Origin of the sequence: Cellulophaga tyrosinoxydans (genome assembly GCF_900176415.1) — a bacterium.
GTDB lineage: Bacteria > Bacteroidota > Bacteroidia > Flavobacteriales > Flavobacteriaceae > Cellulophaga > Cellulophaga tyrosinoxydans.
This window is the reverse complement of record NZ_FWXO01000006.1, coordinates 126,049-150,487: the sequence shown is the minus strand read 5'-3', so window position 1 is coordinate 150,487 and position 24,439 is coordinate 126,049. Positions and strand designations below refer to the sequence as shown.

Below are 24,439 nucleotides of genomic sequence, written 5' to 3'. Positions count from 1 at the left end.
ACCTTATCCATATTATCATTTTTATAAACTATAATTCTCTTGTTAACCTTTGCTCGCGTTTGATTCGATCTCTCTGTAATGGATCTAGGTACTGTTCAGATTCTAAGAAAATTATAGAAGGGTGGGATTTCTATGAAACGATATCATTTTAAATGTATCTAGCCGAGAACTCGCTATCCCTTCTATTTTAGTTTAATGTTCAGTATCTAAACTACTACTTTTTAAAAAGTAGTAGCTCTCTAAAAGTTTTAATTCTATGAAACGATATCAATTAATTTGTATCTAGCCGAACCTCCTAATCTCTTAAAAATATACTATCTTCAAACTAAGAAACAAACATACGAGCCTTACCGTTGTGTACAATTAGAAATACAATATGAATAAAGAGTTTTTAGAAGAATATTCATTGTTTAGAAAGTTGACATGTGAAGTTCCTAGCAAATTGGATAACATTCCTAAACCACCAATAAATATGGAATGTCGCAACTGTGGTTCAACCCAGACTTTTAATATGATTAATGAGTATTATGATTTTCATCAGTACCTCAATGCAGGTTCCGCAGATGAAAAAGTAAGACTTGTTTATCAATGTCAATCTTGTAGAAGCTTTACCAGACAATTTCAAGTTTATATAAGTCCAGATTTAGACTTTGTTTATAAGTTCGGTCAATATCCAGAATGGGAGATTAAAATGGATAAAAATCTTGAAAAAACACTAGGGAAACATGCAAAGACATTTAGAAAAGGGCTTGTTTGTGAATCTCAAGGTTATGGTATCGGTGCATTTGCGTATTATCGAAGAATAACTGAAGAAATAATAGATGAGTTATTAAACTCAATTTCTGATTTAATAGAGACTGAACACCAGGCAGAATATAAAGCGGCATTAGAAGAAACGAAAAAAACAAGAGTTGCACAGGAAAAAATTGACTTGGTAAAAGATTTATTACCAACCATTTTAAGACCAAGTGGAATGAATCCATTAGGAGTTTTACACAGTGAATTAAGTGAAGGACTTCATGCCGATTCTGATGAAAGCTGTCTTGAAAATGCTAGTCACATTAAGGATATTCTAACTTTCCTTATTAATCAAATAATCCAAAGTAAAGAAGCCTCAAAGCAATTCACCACAAGCATGAAGAGTATTCTTGAAAAGAAAAGTAAAAAATAACCTTGGAAAAAGCGAAAATATTTATTGATGAATTTGGAAATTCACATTTAGACCTTTCTAAACAAGGTACGTTCAGTCATTTTGTTTATGCATCTATAATTATTCCAGAATCTGAAGTTGAAAGCGCAAGAACTTTGCGAAAGGAAATCTGTAAAAAATTTAGATTAGGAAATGATATAAAATCAAAAAACCTTGGAGATAAAAAATATTTTCAAAAAAGATTAGATATACTTAATTATTTAAAAGAGAATTTAGATTTCACTATTGATGTTCTAGTAATCGACAAAAGTAAATTAGACAAAGATGAAGGTGGGCTAAGGTTTAAAAAAACATTTTATAAATATTTTCAAAAGGTATTAATTAGAAAATATAATCAGGTATACAGTTCTTATAATATATATTTAGACAAATTAGGTTTTGATAATTTTAGAACAGAATTAGTCAATTTTATAGATAATTACGGAACACAAAGAGACCTTTTTAATCCTGATAGAACATTTGAACTTTCAGATGATAAAACTGACGAAAAACTAGTGCAACTTGCAGACATAATCGCTGGTTCGTTAGGTCGTCTTTTTTGCTTAAGTCATTACAATTCTGAAAGCTCTAAAATTTATGAAATTCTTCATACAAGAATGTCCGTCAGTTATTATCCTTATCTAAAGATTAGTAATAAAGAAGTTAAACAAACAAAAACTTTGAGTAAGGAAATTAGCCAATTAAATCTTGAATCATTAAAAAATTATCTTGAGTTATCTCAAAAAAGCGAAGATGCTTTGAAAAGGAGATTATTGGAATACTTATATACAAATTCAAAAATTGATTCAGAAAGACTTGTTCCTAGCTTTGAGTTAATTAGTTTTTTGAAAAATTTCTCAAAAACTATAAATGAAGATAAACTTCGACTATTAATAAGAGATTTAAGATATGAAGGCCTGTTTATTATTAGTCATTCCGGCAAACCAGGTTATAAATTAGCCTCTAATTATTCTGACATTGAACAGCATTTTAGTCATTTTATGAAATATATTATACCCATGCTCAACAAAATAAAAGTTTTAAACCAAAATATTTCACAGTTATCATTTAATAAAATTAATCCATTAGAAAAAGACAATCAATTTGAACGAATTAAAAAACTAATAGAACAATTATAATCATTAATCACTACAAAGCATATAAAAAATTGCTAGTTTAGGCTGTTATTCATTTATTAGATCTTTATTTTAAAACTGCACAAAAAACCATAAAGTAACTTAATACTTCAAAACCAATGAAACACCTCTCCCTAATTCTAGTACTACTCCTCTTCAGCTGCAAAAGTGATCCAAAAAAGGAAGTGCTAGCGGAAGACGGTCTAGACCAATCGGTTTATGCCATCTGGAATAGCTATATTCAAGAACATCCAGAATTTAAAAATGATGAACTCCCCGAGTCTTGGTATTTTCATAATAATAAAGAAGATGCAGATCGGCTAGCGGAATTAACGGTAAGTGGTAAAAAACAAGCTAGTTCATCTTTATACTCCTTATACACCATTTATGAAATGGATGTGCCTACGGTAGGTACCAAACGCATCATCACCAATTTTGATGGGGAAGCTATGGCGATTATAGAAATTAAAAGTGTGGCTATTGTTCCGTTTAATGAAATTACGGCAGACTACGCAGCACTAGATTTAGGAACAACTATAGAACCGCTTGAAAAATGGAAAAAAGCGCATTGGGACTTTTTTGAAGAATTTTCAAAAGTAAGCGGCGTAAAACCAACAGAAAACATGCTTATTTTTTGCGAAAAATTTGAAACTATTTGGACTACTAAATAATATCCGTTTTTGTTTTAAATTCATAGCTTCAAAAAAAATGGTTATAGTGAAAAGAAATACCGCGCTTAAAATTAGAAAAACCCACAGGTATTTAGGTTTATTTTTAGGTATTCAGTTTCTATTATGGACCTTAAGCGGTTTGTATTTTAGTTGGACCAATTTAGACGAAATACACGGCGACCATTTTAAAAATCCTAACTATACCCCAAAAGCTTTTGAGCAGCTTATAAGTCCGTCTAAACTTCCCCTTTCAGACAACATACAAACCATAGAGCTACGAGATATTAAGGGCATTCCGCATTACTGGGTTAATAACACCCAACTTTACAATGCACTTGAGGGTACGGCAAAAGATAGCATCACCAAAGAAGAGGCCTTATACATTGCTCAAAACCATATGAAAAGTGATTTAGAAGTAGCTTCGGTAACTGGTATACACCACACTGGCAAACACCACGAGTACCGCGAAAAGCTATTGCCAGCATATGTAATTTCTTATACCAGTGATGAAGCCGTAAAAGCCTACGTATCTATCAAAGATGGAAAATTCCAAACGGTACGTCACCGCGATTGGCGTTGGTTCGATTTTTTATGGATGACCCACACGATGGATTATGAAGGGCGCGATAATTTTAATACCACAGTATTACGAGCATTTTCGCTATTAGGGGTTATCACCGTTATGAGTGGCTTTCTGTTATGGTTTACGTCATCACCAAGCATCAGAAAATATACAAGGAGAAATAAAGTAAATAATTAAAAATAAAATCAATCAATCATCAAAAAAAAAACATCATGATAATGAACAAAATTAAATCAGTCGCATTCACAGTAATTGTATTCTTAACAGCAATCAGCACAGCTCAAGAAACCTATCAAGAAACCTATCAAGACATTAAAGAAGCCGTTTATGTGCCCATCAATCAAGAAATCTATGACACTATTGTAGCCTTAGATAAAACCTATTTTGATGCCTACAACTCCTGCGATATGGAAACCCAGGCGGCATTATATGATGATGACCTAGAATTTTTTCATGACAAAGGGGGCTTGTCTACCTCTAAACCAGAGCTATTAATGGCACTTCAAAATAATATTTGTAACAAAGTTACACGTACTTTATTGGAAGGTAGTATAGAAGTTTATCCTATTAATAATTACGGAGCAATAGAAATTGGCTACCATAAATTTTATAATAACGAAGAACCAGATGCCATTTCTAAACCTAGTAAATTTATTGTAATTTGGAAGCAAGGAATTGAAAAATGGACGATTACCAAAGTAATTAGTTTGCATTAAGTAAGCTATTCGCTAGTTCATAAAAAATCTAGAACCGATGAAATCCGATGCTGTAAAAATCAATCAGATTACCCTTCTAAAACCACTTCGGAAGCAGGTTGCCTAAAGATTACAAATATAATTATGGCAACAATGCCACAAATTCCTAATCCAACAAATAAAGGCAATACGGTAATCGTTACAAAACTTCCTATAAAAGTGGCAATAGGGATAGAAACTACCGTAGAAATGAATCCTGTTATGGCAGCGCCTATCCCTGCAATATGACCAATTGGCTCCATAGCAATAGAACGCATATTTCCCCAAATAAACCCAAGGCAAAAGAAAATAAGGGACAAAAACAACATCAATATAACAACGCTTGGGTTAGCTGTACCCCAAAATAAAGCCACATACCCTAAAGATAATGTTGTAAAACTGATCAAGGCAATAAATGCCAATTTACGCATACCAAAACGCAATACAAGCGTACCATTTAAAAACGTAGAAGTTCCAATAGAAACCGCCAAAGCCGCAAATAAATAAGGAAATGTTTCCTTTAAATTATACTGGTCTTCAAAAACATGTTGCGCAGAACTTAAATACACTAAAAAAGCTCCTGTGATTAAGCCAGATATGGTCGTACAGGCCAAGGTTTCTTTATATTTTACTAGCTCCTTTAGTCCGTCTATAAAAACACGACCGGTAAACGTAACTTTATATTCTGGGTGTAAGGTTTCTGGCTGCCTTTTCCAAAACCAAATACCGATAATCAAGGCAAAAAACATCTGCATGTAGAAAATGGCTTGCCACCCCAAATTGTCTAAAATTAACTTCCCAAAAGCAGGCGCAACGACAGGAATTAAGATAAAAAACGCGGTAACAAACGACATTACTTTGGCCATATAATTACCCTCGTAGGTATCTCTAATAATAGAAATTGATATAGTTCGGGCAGCAGACAATCCTATACCTTGTAAAATTCTACCTATAATCATCATTTCTAGACTGGTGGCAAAAATACAGAGCAAACTAGAAAGGATAAACAAGGCAAAACCAATATAAATAATGGGTTTTCTACCGAAGCTATCCGACAACGGACCAAAAAATAATTGACCAACGCCTAAGCCTAAAAAAATCATGGTAATAAGCAACTGATGATCGGTGGCATCTAAACTATGTATAGCAATACCAATATTAGACAAGGCAGGTAAAAGCGCATCAATAGATAACGCTACAATCGACATTAATGAAGCCATTAAGGCTACAAATTCAAAACTAGGTTTTGCCTTTTCATTTTTCATTCGGCAAAAATACGGATAAGCAATTATTTAAAAGCAGTAAAACCCTATCATTTTACCTAAAATTAATATGCCAATTGCCTTTAAAATTTGTTTGCATGTACCAGTGGTCAATTCGATTTCAAATACCTATTTTTGTCACAAAATAGTTTAGAATGCTTATAATTGGAATTGCGGGAGGAACAGGTTGTGGTAAAACAACGGTAGTAAATCAGATCATTAACGAGCTTCCTATAGGGGAAGTTGGTGTCATCTCTCAAGATTCTTATTATAACGATTTGTCGCACTTGACCTTACAAGACCGTAGAAAAACAAATTTTGACCATCCAAATTCTATCGATTTTGAACTATTAACACAGCATTTAAAAGAGTTGCGAGAAGGAAAATCTATTCAACAACCCGTATACTCTTTTTTAGAATGCAACCGAACCGATGAAACGGTACCTACGCACCCTAGAAAAGTGATGATTGTTGAAGGTATTTTGATTTTGACAAATCCTGAAATTCGAAAAATGTTCGATATTAAAATATTTGTACATGCCGATTCTGATGAACGCTTAATACGCCGATTAAAAAGAGATGTAAACGAGCGTGGTTGGGATCTAGATGATACCATTACTAAATACCAATCTATTATTAAGCCAATGCACGAAGAATTCATTGAGCCTACCAAAGAATATGCGGATATTATCATCCCCAATAACAAATACAATACAGTTGCTGTAGAAATTGTAAAAAGTATTATTAACGAAAAACTAGTATAAGTTAATACACCATAGTCTCTTAAAAGAACCTTATGAATTTAAACGAGTTAAAAACTAAAAAATGGTTTAAAGTAGCCTCAAACATGTATGTTATGGTGCTTACTGTTTTTGTTATTTGGATGTTGTTTTTTGACACCAACTCTTTACTAATTCACTGGGAGCTTAAAAAAGAAATAAACAACTTAGAAAAAACTAGAGAATACCTAAAAGAAGAAATTGCCAAGGATAAGGTGATTATTGAAAAACTATCCGATAAAGAAGAACTTAAAAAATTTGCTAGGGAACAATATTACTTAAAAAGACAAAACGAAGAAATTTATTTGATAGAGTACGAAGACAGTTTAAACCTAAAGGATGAAGAGTAGTAACAATCTTTTTAATGAATTCTCTGAGGTTTCTGCCAAGCAGTGGAAGCAAAAAATTCAGTTTGATCTGAAAGGAAAAGACTATAACGAAACCTTAGTATGGGAATCTTTGGAAGGGATAAAAGTAAAACCCTTTTACCATGCCGAAGATCTTGAAGGAATTGAAAATACCGTACAAAAAAAAGATGGTTGGAAAATTACCCAAGCTATTTATGCTGGTAATGCCGAAATAGCCAACAAAAAAGCGCTAAAAGCATTGGATAGAGGCGCTGAAAGTATTTTGTTTAGTATACCTTCTGATGATATTGAGGTGAATACGCTACTGAATAACATTAATTTAGAAAGTACCAAATTATATCTCGAATTCAAGTTTTTATCTGTAGACTATATTTCAAAATTTACTCGTTTGCAGAACCCCTCGATTGCTGGCATCTATTTTAATTTTGATATCATCAATAACCTAAGCAAAACGGGCAATTGGCACGATACTTTAGAGAACGATTTCGAACAGTTTTCGGCATTATTAAAAGACAGCCATTCCCTTACGATTGATGCTACTTTGTATCAAAACGCAGGCGCCAATACCGTGCAACAATTAGCTTATGCAATAGCGCATGCCAACGAATATTTAAATCAAATTTCTGAAGCTGCTTTACCTACTATTACGGTGACTTTTAAGGTTTCTATGGGAGCCAATTATTTTTTTGAAATAGCAAAAATAAGAGCCCTTCGGATACTTTGGAATGCTTTGGCTATGGAATATGGTGCTAAACAGACCTGTGAAATTCTGGCTGTGCCATCGAAAAGAAATAAAACATTATACGATTATAATACCAATATGCTCCGTAGCACCACAGAATGCATGTCGGCCATATTGGGTGGTGCAGATGCCGTTTGCAATTTACCTTATGATGCTATTTATCATAAAACCAACGATTTTGCAGAGCGCATTGCTAGAAATCAATTAGTGATTTTAAAGGAAGAAAGTTATTTTGATAAAACTACAAATCCTTCAGATGGTGCGTACTATATAGAAAGTATCACCAACCAATTGGCAGAAAAAGCCTTGGAATTATTCAAAAATTTGGAAAAAGCAGGCGGATTTTTAAGTCAGTTGAAAAGCCATGCCATTCAGAAAAAAATAAAGGAAAGTGCCCAAAAAGAGCAAGATCTTTTTGATGCTAGAAAAGAAATTTTAGTTGGTACTAATAAATACGATTCGAGCATAGATAAAATGAAAGGCGAATTAGAACTTTATCCTTTTGTAAAAAATAAGCCAAGAAAATCGATTATAGAACCAATTATAGAAAAACGCTTAGCAGAAGTTCTAGAACAAAAAAGATTGGAAGATGAGTAGAAAAGACCTTCAACATATCGGCCTATCCAAAGTTTCTACCAAAGAGCAACATGCTCCGATTGCTGCGTTTGAGACCTCAGAAGGTATCGATATAAAATCTGTTTATCAAGAAAAAGATATTGAATCGCTTGAGCATATAGCATTTGCCGCAGGTATCCCTCCATTTTTAAGAGGCCCGTACGCCACTATGTATGTACAAAGACCGTGGACCATAAGACAATATGCCGGATTTTCTACTGCCGAAGAAAGTAATGCTTTTTACAGACGCAATTTAAAAGGGGGTCAAAAAGGACTTTCTGTAGCTTTTGATTTGCCTACACATCGCGGTTACGATAGCGATCACGAGCGTGTTGTTGGTGATGTTGGAAAAGCAGGCGTTGCCATAGACTCCGTGGAGGATATGAAAATTTTATTTGATGGTATTCCTTTAGGTGAAATGTCGGTTTCTATGACTATGAATGGTGCCGTTTTACCCATTTTAGCCTTTTATATAGTGGCTGCACAAGAACAAGGAGTTTCTTTAGAACAACTTTCGGGTACCATACAAAATGATATTTTAAAGGAGTTTATGGTGCGCAACACCTACATCTACCCTCCTGCACCATCTATGAATATTATTGCAGATATTTTTGAGTATACCAGTAAATGCATGCCAAAATTTAATAGCATTAGTATTTCTGGTTACCACATGCAAGAAGCAGGTGCTACGGCAGATATTGAGTTAGCCTACACGTTAGCAGACGGTTTAGAATATATAAGAACAGGATTAAAAGCAGGCTTAAAGATTGATGATTTTGCTCCTCGATTATCTTTCTTTTGGGGCATTGGAATGAACCATTTTATGGAAATTGCCAAACTTAGAGCTGCGAGAATGTTATGGGCGAAAATGGTGAAGCAATTCCATCCAAAGTCCGATAAATCTTTAGCACTCAGAACCCATAGTCAGACAAGTGGATGGAGTTTAACAGAGCAAGATCCTTTTAATAATGTTGCGCGAACCACCATTGAAGCCATGGCAGCGGTATTGGGTGGAACACAAAGTTTGCATACCAATGCATTAGACGAAGCTATTGCTTTACCAACAGATTTTTCGGCTCGCATTGCTAGAAATACACAATTATTTATTCAAGAAGAAACAAAAGTTACTAAAACTGTTGATCCGTGGGCAGGTAGTTATTATGTAGAAACCTTAACCCATGAACTTGTTGAAAAAGCTTGGGCTTTAATAGAAGAAGTAGAATATTTAGGCGGCATGACCAAAGCCATTGAAGCCGGAATACCAAAAATGCGTATTGAAGAAGCCGCCGCAAAAAAACAAGCTAGAATAGATAGTAACCGTGATAAAATAATAGGTGTAAACAGTTATCAATTAGAAAAAGAAGATCCTTTACATATTTTAGAAGTAGACAACCAAGAAGTTAGAAGACAACAATTGGAACGTTTAGCAGCCATCAAACAAAAAAGAAATCCACAGGCAGTTGCGGAGGCCTTACAAAATTTAACCGCTGCTGCACAACTAAAAACCGAATTTTCAAAAGAAGATTCTATTGCCAATAAGGAACTTAGTGAAAACAATTTATTAGCTTTAGCTGTGGAAGCGGCAAAAGCAAGAGCCACATTAGGAGAAATTAGTGATGCTCTAGAAATTGCCTTTAAAAGACACAAAGCTGTAATTAAAACCTTTACTGGTGTGTACTCAAAAGAAATTCAAGATAACGAAAGCTTTAAAAAAGCAAGAGCCCTAGCCGATACTTTTGCAGAACAAGATGGTCGTAGACCACGCATAATGATTGCAAAAATGGGTCAAGATGGTCATGATCGTGGTGCCAAAGTGGTAGCCACCAGTTATGCCGATCTTGGTTTTGATGTAGACATTGGTCCCCTTTTTCAAACCCCTGCAGAAGCCGCTAAACAAGCTGTTGAGAATGATGTGCATATTCTTGGAGTATCTTCATTAGCTGCAGGACACAAAACCTTAGTACCTCAAGTTATAGAAGAATTAAAAAAGTATGGCAGAGAAGATATTATGGTAATCGTTGGAGGAGTAATTCCAAAACAAGACTATCAATATTTATTTGATGCAGGAGCAGTTGCTGTTTTTGGACCTGGAACAAAAATTAGTGATGCAGCTATTCAAATTTTAGAAATTTTGATAGATTAAGCACAAACTGAATAACTTAGCTCCCTAAAAACTTAAAATTTTAACCAACTTTAACGCTACAAGTAGTGTTTATTCACGAACTGTTAACAAAATACATTTTTTAGCATTGTAAATAATCGTATTTTTAGCCCCTAACTTACTTACAAACATGGGCAAGATAATAGCCATAGCAAATCAAAAAGGTGGAGTGGGTAAAACCACTACTACAGTAAATCTAGCCGCGTCCCTAGGTGTGCTGGAAAAAAAGGTGCTTTTAATAGATGCAGATCCTCAGGCAAATGCAACTTCTGGGCTCGGAATTGATGTAGATAGTATCGAAATTGGTACCTATCAACTGTTAGAGCATACCAAAAAAGCAGAAGAAACTATTATCGAAACAACATCCCCAAATGTTGATTTGATTCCTGCGCATATAGATCTTGTAGCTATTGAAATTGAATTGGTAGACAAAGATGAACGCGAATACATGATGAAAAAAAGCATCATGCACCTAAAAGATAAGTACGATTATATATTAATAGACTGTGCTCCATCATTAGGTTTACTTACATTAAATGCTTTAACATCGGCCGATTCAGTAATAATTCCAATACAATGCGAGTATTTTGCATTAGAAGGTTTAGGTAAACTATTGAACACCATTAAAAGTGTGCAAAGAATTCATAATCCAGATTTGGATATTGAAGGAATGTTATTAACAATGTACGATTCTCGATTACGACTTTCTAACCAAGTGGTAGAAGAAGTACGTAAGCATTTTAGCGAAATGGTTTTTGATACCATCATTCAAAGAAACGTTCGTTTAAGCGAGGCTCCAAGTTATGGAGAAAGTATAATTAAATATGATGCTGCAAGTAAAGGAGCAACCAATTACCTAAACTTAGCACAAGAAGTATTGAAGAAAAATAAGGAAAAAGTATAATGGCGAAAGCAACACAAAAACAAGTGTTAGGGAGAGGTTTATCTGCTTTACTTAAAGATCCTAACAATGATATTAATTCGGCAACAGATAAAAATGCTGATAAAGTAGTAGGGAATATAGTAGAATTAGATTTGGAAGCTATTGAGGTTAACCCTTTTCAACCCCGTTCTAATTTTAATGATGAAGCCTTACAAGAATTAGCATCTTCTATTAAAGAATTAGGTGTAATTCAGCCAATTACAGTTCGTAAATTAGATTTTAACAAATACCAGTTAGTATCTGGGGAACGTAGATTTAGAGCTTCTAAATTAATAGGTTTAGAAACCATCCCTGCGTATATTAGAATAGCTAATGATCAAGAATCATTAGAAATGGCTTTGGTAGAAAATATCCAAAGACAAGATTTAGACCCTATTGAAATTGCTTTATCCTACCAACGTTTAATAGACGAAATTCAGTTTACTCAAGAAAAAATGAGTGAGCGTGTAGGTAAAAAAAGGTCAACTATAACCAATTACTTGCGTCTATTACGTTTAGACCCTATTGTACAAACAGGTATTAGAGATGGCTTTTTAAGTATGGGCCATGGTAGAGCGTTGGTGAATGTTGAAAAGAAAGATGACCAACTGGCGCTTTACGAAAAAATTATAGGTGAAAATTTATCGGTTCGCGAAACTGAAAAAGCAGTAAAAGAATATCAAGAACCTAAAAGCGGTAAAAAAGTAACTGCCGTAAAATCTGATAAAAATCCTCAATTTATTGAGAAGAGTATTCAAGATTTTAATGCCTATTTATCGGTAAAAGTAGAAGCCAAAGCCACCGATAAAGGAAAAGGTAAATTGATTATTCCTTTTAATTCTGAAGCGGATTTTGATCGAATTAAAAAATTAATTCTTGGTGCGTAAGAATTCCATTGTTATACTTCTAATTTTATGCTTCACTTGTTCTGTATTTGCACAACAAGATAGCATACCTGCGATCAAAGAAGATCAGCAGATAGATTCTGTTAAAACAGAATTAAAAAAGGATGGTATTATCATGCAAGAAGCCGTTCTGAAGAAAAAAGTAGAAATAAATCCACTTGCACCGGCAAAAGCGGCATTTTATTCCGCAATATTACCTGGATTAGGGCAAATTTACAATAAGCGTTACTGGAAAGTTCCTATCGTGTATGCAGCGTTAGGCACCAGTATTTACGCCTACGATTTTAACAATTCGCGCTATAAAAGATTCAGAACTGCATTTAAAAGAAGACAGGCTGGCTTTACCGATGACGAATTCTATGACTTACCACCAATTAGTGATGTACCTCCAACATCCCCTGAATTTTCTACTTCTGCATTACAAGATGCACAAGAAAAATACCAAAGGGATCGCGATTTAATGCTGTTACTGACTATTGGATTATATGCTTTGAATATTATTGATGCTAACGTAGATTCGCATTTAAAACAATTTAATGTTGATGACAATCTAAGTTTTGACATTCAACCTTATTTAGATTATAACAATATTACTGCTGAACCTAATTATGGGATGGCTTTAACTATAAAATTTTAAAAATGAACATCGCACTTTTTGGGTATGGAAAAATGGGTAAAATGATTGAAACCCTAGCCTTAAAAAGAAACCATACTATTGTTGCTAAAATTGATGTTGATCAAACCGAAATAGATTTTTCTACTATTGATGTAGCCATAGATTTTAGTCAGCCTTCAGCAGCTTTTAACAATATAAAAATGTGTTTAGAAAATAACACACCTATAATTTGTGGCACTACTGGATGGTTAGAGAAGTATGAAGAAGCTGTTGTATTGTGCAACGAAAACAACGGTGCCTTTATTTATGCATCGAATTTTAGTTTAGGGGTGAATTTATTTTTTGAATTGAACGAATACCTTGCTAAAATGATAGCGAACATTACGGCGTATTCAGTTTCTATGGAAGAAATTCATCATACTCAAAAATTAGATGCACCAAGCGGTACAGCCATTACTTTAGCGGAAGGTATTATTAAAAATTCTGCCTATTCTGGTTGGAAACTAGATAAAAAAGAAGCACATAACATACCTATAAAAGCCATTCGTGAAGCTAATGTACCAGGTACACATAGCATTACGTACGATAGCGCTGTAGATAGTATCGAAATTAAACATACTGCACATAATCGCGAAGGGTTTGCTTTAGGAGCAATAACTGCGGCCGAATGGATAATTGGTAAACATGGTGTCTTCACCATGAAAGATGTATTGCATATAGAATAGCAGTAAGAATTAAAAATATATAAAATGAACGGAACTCAGTGGTTAGTTTTTATTCTAGTTATTCAAGTCATTCACTTTTTAGGGACTTGGAAATTATACGTTAAAGCAGGAAGAAAAGCTTGGGAAGCAGCAATTCCTGTGTACAATGCAATTGTATTAATGCAAATAATAAATCGGCCTAAATGGTGGGTAATTTTATTATTTATACCCATCATAAATTTACTGATGTTCCCCGTGATATGGGTAGAAACCATTCGTAGTTATGGTAAAAACACCCTGCTAGATACCTGGTTAGTTTTACTTACCTTAGGTTTTTATATTTATTATGTAAACTATGCTTTAGATGTAAAATATATAGAAAACAGAAGTTTACAGCCAAAAACTATTGCAGGAGAATGGGTAAGTTCTATTGTTTTTGCCGTTGTTGCTGCTAGTATTGTACATACCTATTTTATTCAACCTTATGTAATCCCAACACCATCTTTAGAGAAAACACTTTTAGTGGGCGACTTTTTATTTGTGAGTAAGTTCCATTACGGTGCAAGAACGCCAATGACCACTGTGGCAGCTCCTATGGTACATGACACCATTCCTGGGTTAAATATAAAATCGTACTTAAACAAACCACAATTACCTTATTTTAGATTACCTGGTTTTACAAAAGTTAAAAAGAATGATATTGTAGTATTCAGTTGGCCTGCAGATACGGTATATAAGTTTTTTGTTAAAGAAAAAGGAGTTCTTAAACCTATCGATAAAAAATCTAATTATGTAAAGCGTTGTGTGGGAACTCCTGGCGATATGCTTTCTATTAAAAATGGCGATGTTTATATAGATGATAAAAAACTTAAACTTTCGGACAGAGCAAAACCTGAGTTTTTTCATGTAGTAACCGCTAAGACCGATATAGCAAATCAGCTTCTAAGAGATTTAGGAGGAATAAATACCTTTTCTGGATACATCTTTAGAATTCCAAAAACTGCCTTATTGCAAGATAATGCTGAAGAAATTTTAAAAACTAGAACTAGTTTAGAATATATCAAAGCAGATTCTATCTACAACTATTACACAGGTAACTTCTCTTCTCAAAATGCAGCATCATTCTTAAAAGCAGAAAATGTAAAGAATATGGCGCTGTTTAATATGACCGATGAAGAAGCTAAAAACTATGCCAGTAATCCTGCTATAACATCTGTAACCAGATTCAGTCAAAACTTGGCAGATACTAGTATTTTTCCACAGAGCAGCAGCTATCCTTGGAACGTGGATAATTTTGGTCCCATATATATTCCAGAAGCAGGAAAAACTATTGATTTAACGGTTGAAACTTTACCATTCTATAAGAAAATTATAAAAGATTACGAGCACCATACCTTAAGTGTTTCTGGCAATCAGATATTAATTGATGGGAAAGCTACAAACACCTATACCTTCGCGAAAAATTACTACTGGATGATGGGTGATAACCGACACAAATCTGAAGATAGTCGTTTTTGGGGTTATGTTCCAGAAGACCACATTGTTGGTACTCCTATATTTATTTGGATGAGTTTTGATAACTTTACAGAAGGCGTAAAAAATTGGAGTATTCGTTGGGATCGTGTATTCACGACCGTAAATGGTGAAGGTGAACCGGTTTCTTACTTTAAATACTTTTTATTGCTTTTAGGAGGTTATTTTGTGTTTGACTTCATCAGAAAAAAACGAAAAACTACCTCTAAAAAATAATTTTATAGTGATGAGTGTAGTTATGCATCCTGGGTATTTCTTGAATCTATTGAATTTTGCAGTACTAGCACAACGCGATATTATTTGGGAAGTATCTGGCAATTATCAAAAACAAAGCTTTAGAAACCGTTGCCATATTGCTAATGATCGTGGTTTTCACACCTTGAGCATTCCTATTAAACACAATGGAAAATCTAAAGGTAGAAATACCTATGCCGATGTATTGATAGACAACAAATATGCATGGCAAAGACAACATTGGCGCACGCTACAAACCGCCTATAGAACATCGCCTTTTTTTGAATTTTACGAAGATGAAATCGCGGTTTTATACAACCAAGAATATAAAACCTTATTAGATTTTAATCTAAAAACCATTGAAATAGCATGCGATTGTCTGCAAATTGAAATGCCGAGCGCTAAAACAGCTATATTTCATAAAACCTTAGGTGAAAAAGAAACAGAAGGAAGAACATTAATTGATGCTAAAAAAACGGCACCTGTAGCATTTACTCCATATGTGCAGGTATTTGATGATAGAAACGGATTTATTGAGAACCTGAGTATTTTAGATTTACTATTTAATGAAGGCACGAATGCACTTTCCTATTTACAAGAAATCCCTTTAGATTTTTTAGATGCTTAGGTTTTGCATCCATTACGGTATACACTTTATTGTGCCTATTCTCATAGGTTTTCTGTTTTTTAAAGAAAATAGAAATCGTGTAATTTTAATTCTTCTAGCTGCGATTTTAATAGATGTAGACCATTTATTTGCCACACCAATGTTTGATGCTAATAGATGTAGTATTAATTTCCATTTTTTTCATCAATACTGGGCAATAGCGCTTTATGTAATTTTACTTTTCTTTAAAAAGACCAGAATCTTTGGCATTGCATTATTATTACATATGCTGGCCGATTACTCCGATTGTTATTTAATGCGATTGGAGGTTAATTGAGGTCATTACCGGAAAGTGATCCGATAATTTTGCATCATAATTCTGGTGTGAAACTACTTCAAAACTCTTATCTACAAGAATAAAATCTATCCGCACGGGGTAATATTTAAAATTATAAGTGCGGCCATAACCCGATCCTTTTTCTTGAAAAGAATCCTGTAAATCGCTGCGAATAGTTCTGTAGACATTAGAATATTGCGTACCGTTAAAATCACCGCATACAATGGCCTTATAAGAAGTATTTTGCAAATTCTCCTTTATTATTTCTGCCTGTTCTTGTTGTTTTTTAAAGGAATGAGTTACTCGCTTGTATAGTTTTTTAGACTCTTCTTTAGCAATAACATCTTTATCAGGAATTACTCTCAAAGATTCTAAATGTAAATTGTACACACGTATAGTATCCTTTTTAACACGTATATCTACAAATGAAGCGTTATTAGGACTTTCCGGAAAATTAATTAAACCTTCATTGATAATAGGGAATTTAGAATACACCGCAAGCGTAACCTTTCCTTTATTATCAATGTACTTTAAATACTTGTATTTATAATTTTTAAATGCCTTTTGCTTATTATCATCAAACTCCTGAAAACAAATAACATCTGGGTTTTCAGTATTTATCAAATCCAATATTTCATCAAATACATTTGGAGCATCGATATTTTTATACCTATTAAACCCGCGCACATTATAGGTCATCACTTTTAAATCGGCCTTACTATCTGCATCATCTGAAGTAAACCGGAACATAAAAAAGGAACTTAACGAAAAGTAACTTATGATAAGAACTATAAGTGACAAAAACAATTGCTTTTTACCGCTAAATGCCCAGAAAAGTAAAAACAATAAATTTACGAATACAAGAATAGGTATCCCCAAACTTAAAAATGCCACAAAGGGTAACGTTTCCAAAGATATATAAGGTACCAAGCAAGCAAGTAATAACGATGCTGCAACGAGCACATTAATACCTATAAAGAGTTTTTTAAAAAATGAAACAATCTGCACTATCCGTCTTCTTTACCTGCTTTAAATAGAAAATCCTTTTCTGCTTTAGAAAGACTTTCATAACCCGATTTGCTTATTTTATCTAGTATAATATCAATCTGTCTTTGATGCTTTTCTTTATCACTCCCAGCCGATTTTTTTAAATTAGAAGTAGGTTTACGGTAAACTGTTTTCATTGGGGCCTTTTTATTTTTAGTAAATAAATTTCCAATACGGTCTAACATATTTGAAAATCCCGCACCAATATCAGTCCCCTCCATTAACTTACGCGCATAGAAATAGCCCACAAAAGCTCCCCCTAAATGCGAAAGTCTTCCTCCAATATTAGAGCCACCACCAATAAAAAAAATATCGATTAAAACACTAAATACACCAACATGCCACAACTTTACATTAAAAAAGATAATGCGCACTTCTTGGTTTGGGGTATAGGTACACACAAATATTAAAACAGCCATAACTGCTGCTGATGCACCAATTAGTGAATTGTTTAATCCTATTAAAGCCGGAAATATATTATAACTTAATATAAAAATTAGACCGCCAAAAATAGCACCTAAAAAATAGACATTAATAAATTTTCGTTCGCCATATAGGTTCATAAAAATTCGTCCTGTAAAGTAGAGCATCAGCATGTTCCAAAAAATATGACCGAAACTACCATGTAAAAATGCATAGGTTACTAAAGACCATGGCTGGAAGATAAATACACCAATTTCTTTAGGCAGCTCCAACCAATGCAAAATAGTATCCATATCAAAACTAAAAAGCACTGTTATTAATCTGGTAAATAGAAAAATTACCACATTTATAACAATGAGTTTCTCAGCAATGTTTAATCTTGAATATTGATATCTTAAATCTGTAGCCATTCTTAATTCCAACGATTCTTGTTAAACGAATTTTTCTTCCAATACCACATCATAATAAAACCAATTGCTGCTCCACCAACGTGTGCCATATAAGCCGTATTGCTAGGGCTAAAGAAAGACTGACCAGAAAATGCTGAGATAATATCTAATAAAATAATCCCAGGTATAAAATATTTAGCTTTTATGGGTATCGGTAAAAACATCAGCATTAATTCTGCATTTGGGTTCATCACCCCAAAGGCAGCTAAAATTCCCATAATACAACCTGATGCTCCTACCATAGAGGCGTTATAAACTGGAAATATTTCTTGTAGCTGTAATTTTTGAGCATTACCAATTCCGTCCATTAATTGGTTAGAAGATAACATATGTACTATTTGATCCCCTGTTAGCCCAGAACTTATTAAATCTGAATACGTAGGTAAATAGGTGAAATAATAAAATCCAAGCTGAAATAAAACTGCGCCTAAACCCGCTGAAAAATATAAAAAGATAAACTGTTTTTTACCGAGATATTGCTCAACTGGCGAGCCAAACATCCAGAGTCCAAACATATTAAAAAGAATATGCGACCAGCCACCATGCATAAACATATGCGTAATCACCTGCCAAAACTCAAAATTTTCATTCTTTGGAAACCACAAGGCAAACCATTGGTACATTTGTTCACCAAAAACCTGAGTGGCAACAAAAAACAAAACATTAATAATGATTAAATGTTTTACGGTATCAGTAATTCTAAGCATTTAAAAGAATTTTTTATCAATATCATCACCAGTCATGGTAATGTATATAGGTTTATTAAACGGACTAATTTTATATTCCTTACACGCAAAAAGATCATTCACTAAGGCCAATTGCGACTCACTATCTAATTGTTCTCCAGTTTTCACAGCCAGAGTCTTACATAGGGTTTTAGAAACAATATCGGATTGAGAAAAACTATCTTCAGGCGCATCTAATTGGTAATCAGCAATTAATTGATCCAAAACCATTCCAACTTCGCTCTCTGGCACCATAATAGGAACTCCCGAAATTTCAATAGAATCATCTTCTACAGTATCAAATGCAAAGCCAAGCGTAAGCAAACTGTCTTTAATTTCATTAATGATAGCGATATCAGACTTTGAAAAAGACAAGCTTATGGGAAATAATAATTGTTGACTTACCGCCTCTTTAACCGTGATATTTTTTAAGAAATTTTCATACAATACTCTCTGGTGCGCTCTACTCTGATCAATAATAACCATTCCAGATTTTATGGTGGTAATGATGTATTTACGTTTTAATTGTAATGTGGTAGACACATGATCTACTTCTGGTTCATTATTAAAAATAGAACCTGTAATCGTCTCCGATTCAAAACTTACACTACTAAAATCGCGCTCCTTACCTACCTTAGACTCTAAACCTACAAACATATTTTCCCATCCTTTTGCACTTTGCTTTTCGTAGATAGGGACTCTTGTAGCTTTTGGAGTGTCATCTGCAAAAGGGTTAAAAGTCGGATTTACAGTAACTCGTGGAACTTCAGCAATTTTAGATTTGTAATTGTACGGTGTTTCTAAATTCTGGTCTTGCTCAAAATCTAAAGCAGGAACAACATTAAATTGCCCCAAGGCATGTTTTATAGCTGAACGTAAAAGCGCATACAAAGTATGTTCATCGTCAAACTTAATCTCTGTTTTTGTAGGATGAATATTAATATCAATTGACGCCGGATCAACATCTAGGTATAAAAAATAACCTGGATGATTATCCGATCTAATTAATCCTTCAAAAGCACTAACTACTGCATGATGTAAATAAGGACTTTTTATAAATCTATTATTTACAAAGAAAAACTGCTCTCCTCTACTCTTTTTAGCAAATTCTGGCTTTGTTATAAAACCTGATATTTTAAGCACTTGTGTTTCTTCAATAACAGGCACCAATTTTTCATTGGTTTTTCCACCGAAAATATTTACAATGCGCTGCCTGTAATTAGATTTTGGAAGATTAAATATTTCGCTTCCATTATTATAAAAATGAAATTCAATAGTTGGATGTGCCAATGCAACCCTATGAAATTCGTCTGTAATATGTCTAAATTCTACCTGATTAGATTTTAAAAAATTACGCCTTGCAGGAATATTAAAGAACAAATTCTTTACACAAAGTGATGTTCCCTTGGGAGTTACAATAGGATCTTGATTGATGATTTTACTCCCTTCAATTTTTAATTGAACCCCAATTTCGTCGGTTTCGGTTTTTGTTAAGAGCTCTACATGCGCAATAGCCGCTATAGATGCTAAAGCTTCTCCACGAAACCCTTTGGTAGACAAATTAAATAAATCCTCTGCACAAGTAATCTTAGAAGTGGCATGCCGTTCAAAACTTAAACGTGCATCGGTAGTACTCATTCCAATGCCATTATCTATAACTTGGATTAGTGCTTTACCACCATCTTTAATGATAAGTTTTACAACATCCGAGCCAGCATCAATTGCATTTTCCAATAGTTCTTTTACTACAGAAGCAGGGCGTTGAACCACCTCACCAGCAGCAATTTGATTGGCCACATGGTCTGGTAAAAGTTGAATAATATCAGCCATTAAAATCTAGTAAATAGGGATAAATCGAAATCAAAAAACCACCAAACAATAAAAAACAAAACTGCTATGATTGCAATTAGTCTAAAGTTAATCTCTCGATTTCCTTTGGTTCTACTCGCTTTTCGTGCCTCTCCCCATTGGCCACGGATATCACCGGCGACCTGAGAACTCTTATATTTAGAAAATTTAGAATCGAATTTATAAGGATTTTCCACACCCTCTTGCTCCATATAGCGGGGTACGTATTTGAAACTACTGTTTTTTCGAAGTTTAAATCCTTTTAATCTCAAGACAAGAACTATTTTGATTCCTCTTCAAAAGTACTGAAAATACAAGAGTTTTCCCTTTTATGCTTGCCAAAATTTGTTAACAAAAAGTATAAATAATACTAAAAAAATGGTTTAAAGCTTTTTAATAGCCGCCATTTTTATTGCTGCAATTGCCGCCTCTGTTCCTTTATTCCCATGGATACCTCCACTTCGGTCAATGGCTTGTTGCAAGGTATTATCTGTTAATACACAAAATATTACAGGCGTATCGGTTTGTACATTTAAATCTTTTATTCCTTGTGCCGTTGCACTACAAACAAAATCAAAATGCTTAGTTTCTCCTTGAATAACACTCCCAATAGCAATAACAGCATCTACACGCTGTGTTTCGATCATTTTTTTGCTACCAAAAGTTAATTCAAAACTTCCAGGAACATCCCAACGAATAATATTCTCAGGCAAAGTGCCACAATCCAATAAGGCCTCTTGAGCTCCAGAAAACAATCCTTCGGTAATGTTGGTATTCCATTCAGAAACAACAATCCCAAATCGAAAATTCTTCGCATTTGGGATTGTAGCTTTATCGTAAACCGATAAATTTTTATTGGCAGTAGCCATACTTATTTATTTTTAGCCATTGCAATGTACGCATCAACTAAAGCAGCTTCTGGTGACTTTGCAAATTCTTCTTTAATTCTTTGGAAATATTTTAACGCTACATCATTTTTATTAAGCTCCATTGCTGTAACAGCAGCTTTTTGTAAAAACATTGGCGTAGTGTAGGCATTTGTTGAAGCAGCAACTGCTTTTTCATAATACTCTAAAGCCTCACCAGCTTGATTTAATTGCATGAACGCATCACCAATTCCTCCATTGGCAATTGCACCAGTCATAGCATCATTAGCTTTGTAATCGCTTAAATAATCTATAGCTTCTTGGTATTTTTGCGTATTTAAGTACGACATACCTGCAGCATAGGTTGCTAAATTAGCATTAGCAGAACCTGAATAATTATCAATTACATCAATTAAACCATATTTACCATTTACACCATGTAGGGCAAGGTTGTACAATGAATCTTGAGCAACAGGACTTTGTAATGCCTGATTGTATTGTTGCATTGCATAAAACATATCGTTTCCTGCATTTACTTCTTTTGGTTTAGCTACAAACTGTTCGTAAGCCAAATAACCAAGTACCCCTAAGGCTATTGCTCCAATAACACCAAGAATGTAATTCTGATTTTTAGATACCCACTCCTCAGTTTTGTTAGCACTTTCATCTAAAGTATTGAATACCTCAGCTGTTGTACTGTCTTGCTCGTTGAAATCAACGTCATCAGTTTGATCTATTTTTACTTCTTTTGCTTTATATCCGCGCTTCTTGTATGTAGCCATTGCTTAATTTTAATAATCGGGCAAAAATAAAGTTTTTATTCAAAATGGAAAGCTTCTTATTCGTTATTTTTCGATAATTTGCACGTTCATCTACGATTCAACAAAAAAAATAGCGTTACAGAGCATGTTTCTGAAGAAATTATCCCTTATAAATTACAAAAATTTTGACTCCCAAAATCTTGAATTTGATAGTAAAATCAACTGTTTTGTAGGTCAAAATGGGATTGGAAAAACCAATATTCTAGATTCCATTTATCATTTGTCATTCGGCAAAAGTTATTTTAACCCAATTGCCACACAAAACATAAAACATGGAGAAGATTTTTATGTAATAGAAGGTAATTTTGAAAAAAACGATCGCGAAGAGAAAATTGTTTGCAGCCTTAAAAAGGGCATGAAGAAAATTATAAAGAAAAATGGAAAGGCCTATGAAAAATTTGCAGACCATATTGGCTTTTTACCACTGGTAATTATCTCCCCTTCCGATAGGGATTTAATTACCGAGGGCAGCGATACACGTAGAAAATTTATGGATGGTGTTATCTCGCAATCCGACAAAGAATACCTGCAAACCTTAATAAAATATAACAAGATCCTCGTTCAGCGAAATTCGCTTTTAAAATATTTTGCCGCTAACCAAACTTTTGACAAAACCACCCTCAGTGTTTATAATGAGCAACTACATGGTTTTGGAACACAAATATTTAACAAACGTGTTGCATTTTTAAACACTTTTGTTCCTATTTTTAAGGAGCAGTACCAAATAATCTCTGGCGGAAATGAAGCGGTATCTTTAGTATATGAAAGCAAACTTTTAAATGATTCGCTTTTATCGTTATTTGATAGCTATTTAGACAAAGACAGAGCCTTGCAATACACTAGCGTTGGAATCCATAAAGACGATTTAAATTTTGATTTAGGCGAACATGCCATTAAAAAATTTGGTAGTCAAGGGCAACAAAAATCCTTTTTAATAGCTTTAAAACTAGCCCAGTTTCATTTTATTAAAGAACAATCTAAAACCACCCCTATATTATTGCTAGATGATATTTTTGATAAGTTAGATGAACACCGTGTAAGTCATATTATAAGTTTAGTAAACGATGAAAATTTTGGGCAATTATTCATTAGTGATACACATGCGGAACGTACGGAAAATGTAATAAAAACCATTCACCAATCGTATAAAATGTTTGAATTAGGGAAATAGTTTAAGGTTTAAGGTTTAAGGTTTAAGGTTTAAGGTTTAAGGTTTAAGGTTTAAGGTTTAAGGTTTAAGGTTTAAGGTTTAAGGAAACTAAAAAATTATGTATTAAGAAACGATTAAACATAAAAAAATGTCAGTTCGAGTGATTTTTGAGAAGTGAAACACAACAAAAATAGTATTGAGAACCAAAGCATGGTTTAGGACTTAGAAATTAATTAAAAAGATGAAAAAAAGTATACTGGTGATATTCACAATAATCTTGACCGCTTGTAATTCAAAGGTTACAGAAGAGCAGTTGTCGTTTTTAAATGGCTATTGGGAAATTGAAAAAGTTATCCTGCCAGACGGACAAAAGAAAGAATACAAAGTGAATGAAACTATAGATTTTATTGAAGTAAAAGATTTAAAAGGATTTCGAAAAAAGGTAAACCCCACTTTTGAAGGCACCTATATTACTTCCGATGATGCAGAGTTATTTACCATTATTCAAAGAGATGATGAATTTTTAATGCAGTACAAAACGGACATTAGTGAATGGACAGAAACCTTAAAAACCGTTACTAAAGATAATTTTTCAGTAACCGGAGAAGACAATTTCACGTATTTTTACAAGCGCTATGTACCTATAAACCTCAACGAATAATGGCAAAAAGGAAGAACGATCATATTCCACTAAGCGAAGCATTGCAAGAATTTATTAGCGCTAATAAATTGCAAAAAGGCATAGACAAAGTAGACGCTCGTGAAGCTTGGGCTAAACTTATGGGTAATGGCGTTAATAATTATACTACAGCCATAGAATTACGTGGCGACACCTTATTTATTTCACTTTCCTCTTCCGTTTTACGTGAAGAATTGAGCCATGGTAAATCTAAGATAGTGACCATGCTAAATGAAGAACTAGGCAAAGAAATAGTGAAGAAATTGGTTTTGAGGTAGGGTGTTTTAAATTGATAAATTTTTCTTATTTCCAATTTGTTTAATCTTAAATTTA

General features: G+C 33.7%; 27 protein-coding genes. 19 read left to right on the top strand and 8 right to left on the bottom strand.

Annotated features, from left to right (window positions below):
* Positions 1-472: 472 nt before the first annotated feature.
* From B8963_RS14820 to B8963_RS14800, 5 genes are all read left to right on the top strand, one after another.
* Positions 473-1,171: a hypothetical protein gene (locus tag B8963_RS14820; RefSeq protein ID WP_143312552.1), complete on the top strand. Its 699-nt coding sequence runs from the start codon at positions 473-475 to the stop codon at positions 1,169-1,171.
* A gap of 2 nt (positions 1,172-1,173) precedes the next feature.
* Positions 1,174-2,328, top strand: a complete 1,155-nt coding sequence (locus B8963_RS14815; RefSeq protein ID WP_159447304.1) for a DUF3800 domain-containing protein — start codon at positions 1,174-1,176, stop codon at positions 2,326-2,328.
* Between the two features lie 116 nt (positions 2,329-2,444).
* Entirely contained in the window at positions 2,445-2,996 is a 552-nt protein-coding gene (locus B8963_RS14810; RefSeq protein ID WP_084062980.1) for an ASCH domain-containing protein, read from the top strand.
* 43 nt (positions 2,997-3,039) lie between these two features.
* On the top strand, positions 3,040-3,756 hold the full coding sequence (locus tag B8963_RS14805; protein WP_084062992.1) for a PepSY domain-containing protein: 717 nt from the start codon (positions 3,040-3,042) through the stop codon (positions 3,754-3,756).
* A gap of 41 nt (positions 3,757-3,797) precedes the next feature.
* On the top strand, positions 3,798-4,295 hold the full coding sequence (locus B8963_RS14800; RefSeq protein ID WP_084062991.1) for a nuclear transport factor 2 family protein: 498 nt from the start codon (positions 3,798-3,800) through the stop codon (positions 4,293-4,295).
* A gap of 68 nt (positions 4,296-4,363) precedes the next feature.
* Here B8963_RS14800 and B8963_RS14795 read toward each other — a convergent pair whose 3' ends face one another.
* A complete protein-coding gene (locus B8963_RS14795; protein WP_084062978.1) occupies positions 4,364-5,578 on the bottom strand; it encodes a multidrug effflux MFS transporter in 1,215 nt (404 codons plus the stop codon).
* Between the two features lie 152 nt (positions 5,579-5,730).
* Between B8963_RS14795 and udk the strand changes: the two genes are divergently transcribed.
* The 11 genes from udk (at position 5,731) to B8963_RS16125 (ending at position 16,098) form a co-directional block, all read left to right on the top strand.
* Complete coding sequence (gene udk, locus B8963_RS14790; protein ID WP_084062976.1) at positions 5,731-6,339, top strand: uridine kinase; 609 nt, start codon at positions 5,731-5,733, stop codon at positions 6,337-6,339.
* Positions 6,340-6,371: 32 nt separating this feature from the next.
* Complete coding sequence (locus B8963_RS14785) at positions 6,372-6,704, top strand: FtsB family cell division protein (protein ID WP_084062973.1); 333 nt, start codon at positions 6,372-6,374, stop codon at positions 6,702-6,704.
* Complete coding sequence (locus B8963_RS14780) at positions 6,694-8,061, top strand: methylmalonyl-CoA mutase subunit beta (RefSeq protein WP_084062971.1); 1,368 nt, start codon at positions 6,694-6,696, stop codon at positions 8,059-8,061. The genes B8963_RS14785 and B8963_RS14780 overlap by 11 nt, the downstream gene beginning before the upstream one ends.
* A complete protein-coding gene (gene scpA / locus B8963_RS14775; protein ID WP_084062968.1) occupies positions 8,054-10,222 on the top strand; it encodes a methylmalonyl-CoA mutase in 2,169 nt (722 codons plus the stop codon). The genes B8963_RS14780 and scpA overlap by 8 nt, the downstream gene beginning before the upstream one ends.
* A 148-nt stretch (positions 10,223-10,370) precedes the next feature.
* Positions 10,371-11,144 (top strand): ParA family protein, encoded by a 774-nt coding sequence (locus B8963_RS14770; RefSeq protein WP_084062965.1) that lies wholly within the window; start codon positions 10,371-10,373, stop codon positions 11,142-11,144.
* Entirely contained in the window at positions 11,144-12,049 is a 906-nt protein-coding gene (locus B8963_RS14765; protein ID WP_084062962.1) for a ParB/RepB/Spo0J family partition protein, read from the top strand. The genes B8963_RS14770 and B8963_RS14765 overlap by 1 nt, the downstream gene beginning before the upstream one ends.
* The gene (locus B8963_RS14760; RefSeq protein WP_084062990.1) at positions 12,042-12,704 is read left to right on the top strand and encodes a DUF5683 domain-containing protein; all 663 of its coding nucleotides are present in this window, start codon (positions 12,042-12,044) and stop codon (positions 12,702-12,704) included. Before B8963_RS14765 ends, B8963_RS14760 begins: the two co-directional genes overlap by 8 nt.
* A 2-nt stretch (positions 12,705-12,706) precedes the next feature.
* Entirely contained in the window at positions 12,707-13,408 is a 702-nt protein-coding gene (gene dapB, locus B8963_RS14755; RefSeq protein WP_084062959.1) for a 4-hydroxy-tetrahydrodipicolinate reductase, read from the top strand.
* A gap of 24 nt (positions 13,409-13,432) precedes the next feature.
* Entirely contained in the window at positions 13,433-15,136 is a 1,704-nt protein-coding gene (gene lepB, locus B8963_RS14750; RefSeq protein ID WP_084062957.1) for a signal peptidase I, read from the top strand.
* Positions 15,137-15,146: 10 nt separating this feature from the next.
* On the top strand, positions 15,147-15,782 hold the full coding sequence (locus B8963_RS14745) for a WbqC family protein (RefSeq protein WP_084062989.1): 636 nt from the start codon (positions 15,147-15,149) through the stop codon (positions 15,780-15,782).
* On the top strand, positions 15,775-16,098 hold the full coding sequence (locus tag B8963_RS16125) for a DUF6122 family protein (RefSeq protein WP_084062954.1): 324 nt from the start codon (positions 15,775-15,777) through the stop codon (positions 16,096-16,098). The genes B8963_RS14745 and B8963_RS16125 overlap by 8 nt, the downstream gene beginning before the upstream one ends.
* Here B8963_RS16125 and B8963_RS14735 read toward each other — a convergent pair.
* From B8963_RS14735 to B8963_RS14705, 7 genes are all read right to left on the bottom strand, one after another.
* Positions 16,075-17,106, bottom strand: coding sequence for an endonuclease/exonuclease/phosphatase family protein (locus B8963_RS14735; protein WP_084062952.1), 1,032 nt, complete (start codon positions 17,104-17,106; stop codon positions 16,075-16,077). The genes B8963_RS16125 and B8963_RS14735 overlap by 24 nt on opposite strands.
* Positions 17,106-17,978 (bottom strand): rhomboid family intramembrane serine protease, encoded by an 873-nt coding sequence (locus B8963_RS14730; protein ID WP_084062949.1) that lies wholly within the window; start codon positions 17,976-17,978, stop codon positions 17,106-17,108. Before B8963_RS14730 ends, B8963_RS14735 begins: the two co-directional genes overlap by 1 nt.
* Positions 17,979-17,980: 2 nt before the next feature.
* Positions 17,981-18,724, bottom strand: coding sequence for a rhomboid family intramembrane serine protease (locus B8963_RS14725; protein WP_084062947.1), 744 nt, complete (start codon positions 18,722-18,724; stop codon positions 17,981-17,983).
* Positions 18,725-20,572 (bottom strand): DNA mismatch repair endonuclease MutL, encoded by a 1,848-nt coding sequence (gene mutL / locus B8963_RS14720; protein WP_084062944.1) that lies wholly within the window; start codon positions 20,570-20,572, stop codon positions 18,725-18,727.
* Positions 20,572-20,802: a hypothetical protein gene (locus B8963_RS14715; RefSeq protein ID WP_234989680.1), complete on the bottom strand. Its 231-nt coding sequence runs from the start codon at positions 20,800-20,802 to the stop codon at positions 20,572-20,574. Before B8963_RS14715 ends, mutL begins: the two co-directional genes overlap by 1 nt.
* Before the next feature lie 171 nt (positions 20,803-20,973).
* Positions 20,974-21,459 (bottom strand): 6,7-dimethyl-8-ribityllumazine synthase, encoded by a 486-nt coding sequence (gene ribH, locus B8963_RS14710; protein ID WP_084062939.1) that lies wholly within the window; start codon positions 21,457-21,459, stop codon positions 20,974-20,976.
* 2 nt (positions 21,460-21,461) lie between these two features.
* On the bottom strand, positions 21,462-22,238 hold the full coding sequence (locus tag B8963_RS14705) for a tetratricopeptide repeat protein (protein ID WP_084062937.1): 777 nt from the start codon (positions 22,236-22,238) through the stop codon (positions 21,462-21,464).
* A gap of 124 nt (positions 22,239-22,362) precedes the next feature.
* On the opposite strand from B8963_RS14705, the gene recF reads away from it, so the two are divergent.
* From recF to B8963_RS14690, 3 genes are all read left to right on the top strand, one after another.
* Positions 22,363-23,448 carry a DNA replication/repair protein RecF gene (recF, locus tag B8963_RS14700; RefSeq protein ID WP_084062935.1) on the top strand — a complete coding sequence of 362 codons (1,086 nt, stop codon included), beginning with the start codon at positions 22,363-22,365 and terminating at the stop codon, positions 23,446-23,448.
* A gap of 220 nt (positions 23,449-23,668) precedes the next feature.
* Complete coding sequence (locus B8963_RS14695) at positions 23,669-24,088, top strand: hypothetical protein (protein ID WP_084062932.1); 420 nt, start codon at positions 23,669-23,671, stop codon at positions 24,086-24,088.
* The gene (locus tag B8963_RS14690) at positions 24,088-24,384 is read left to right on the top strand and encodes a DciA family protein (protein ID WP_084062929.1); all 297 of its coding nucleotides are present in this window, start codon (positions 24,088-24,090) and stop codon (positions 24,382-24,384) included. The genes B8963_RS14695 and B8963_RS14690 overlap by 1 nt, the downstream gene beginning before the upstream one ends.
* Positions 24,385-24,439 lie beyond the last annotated feature (55 nt).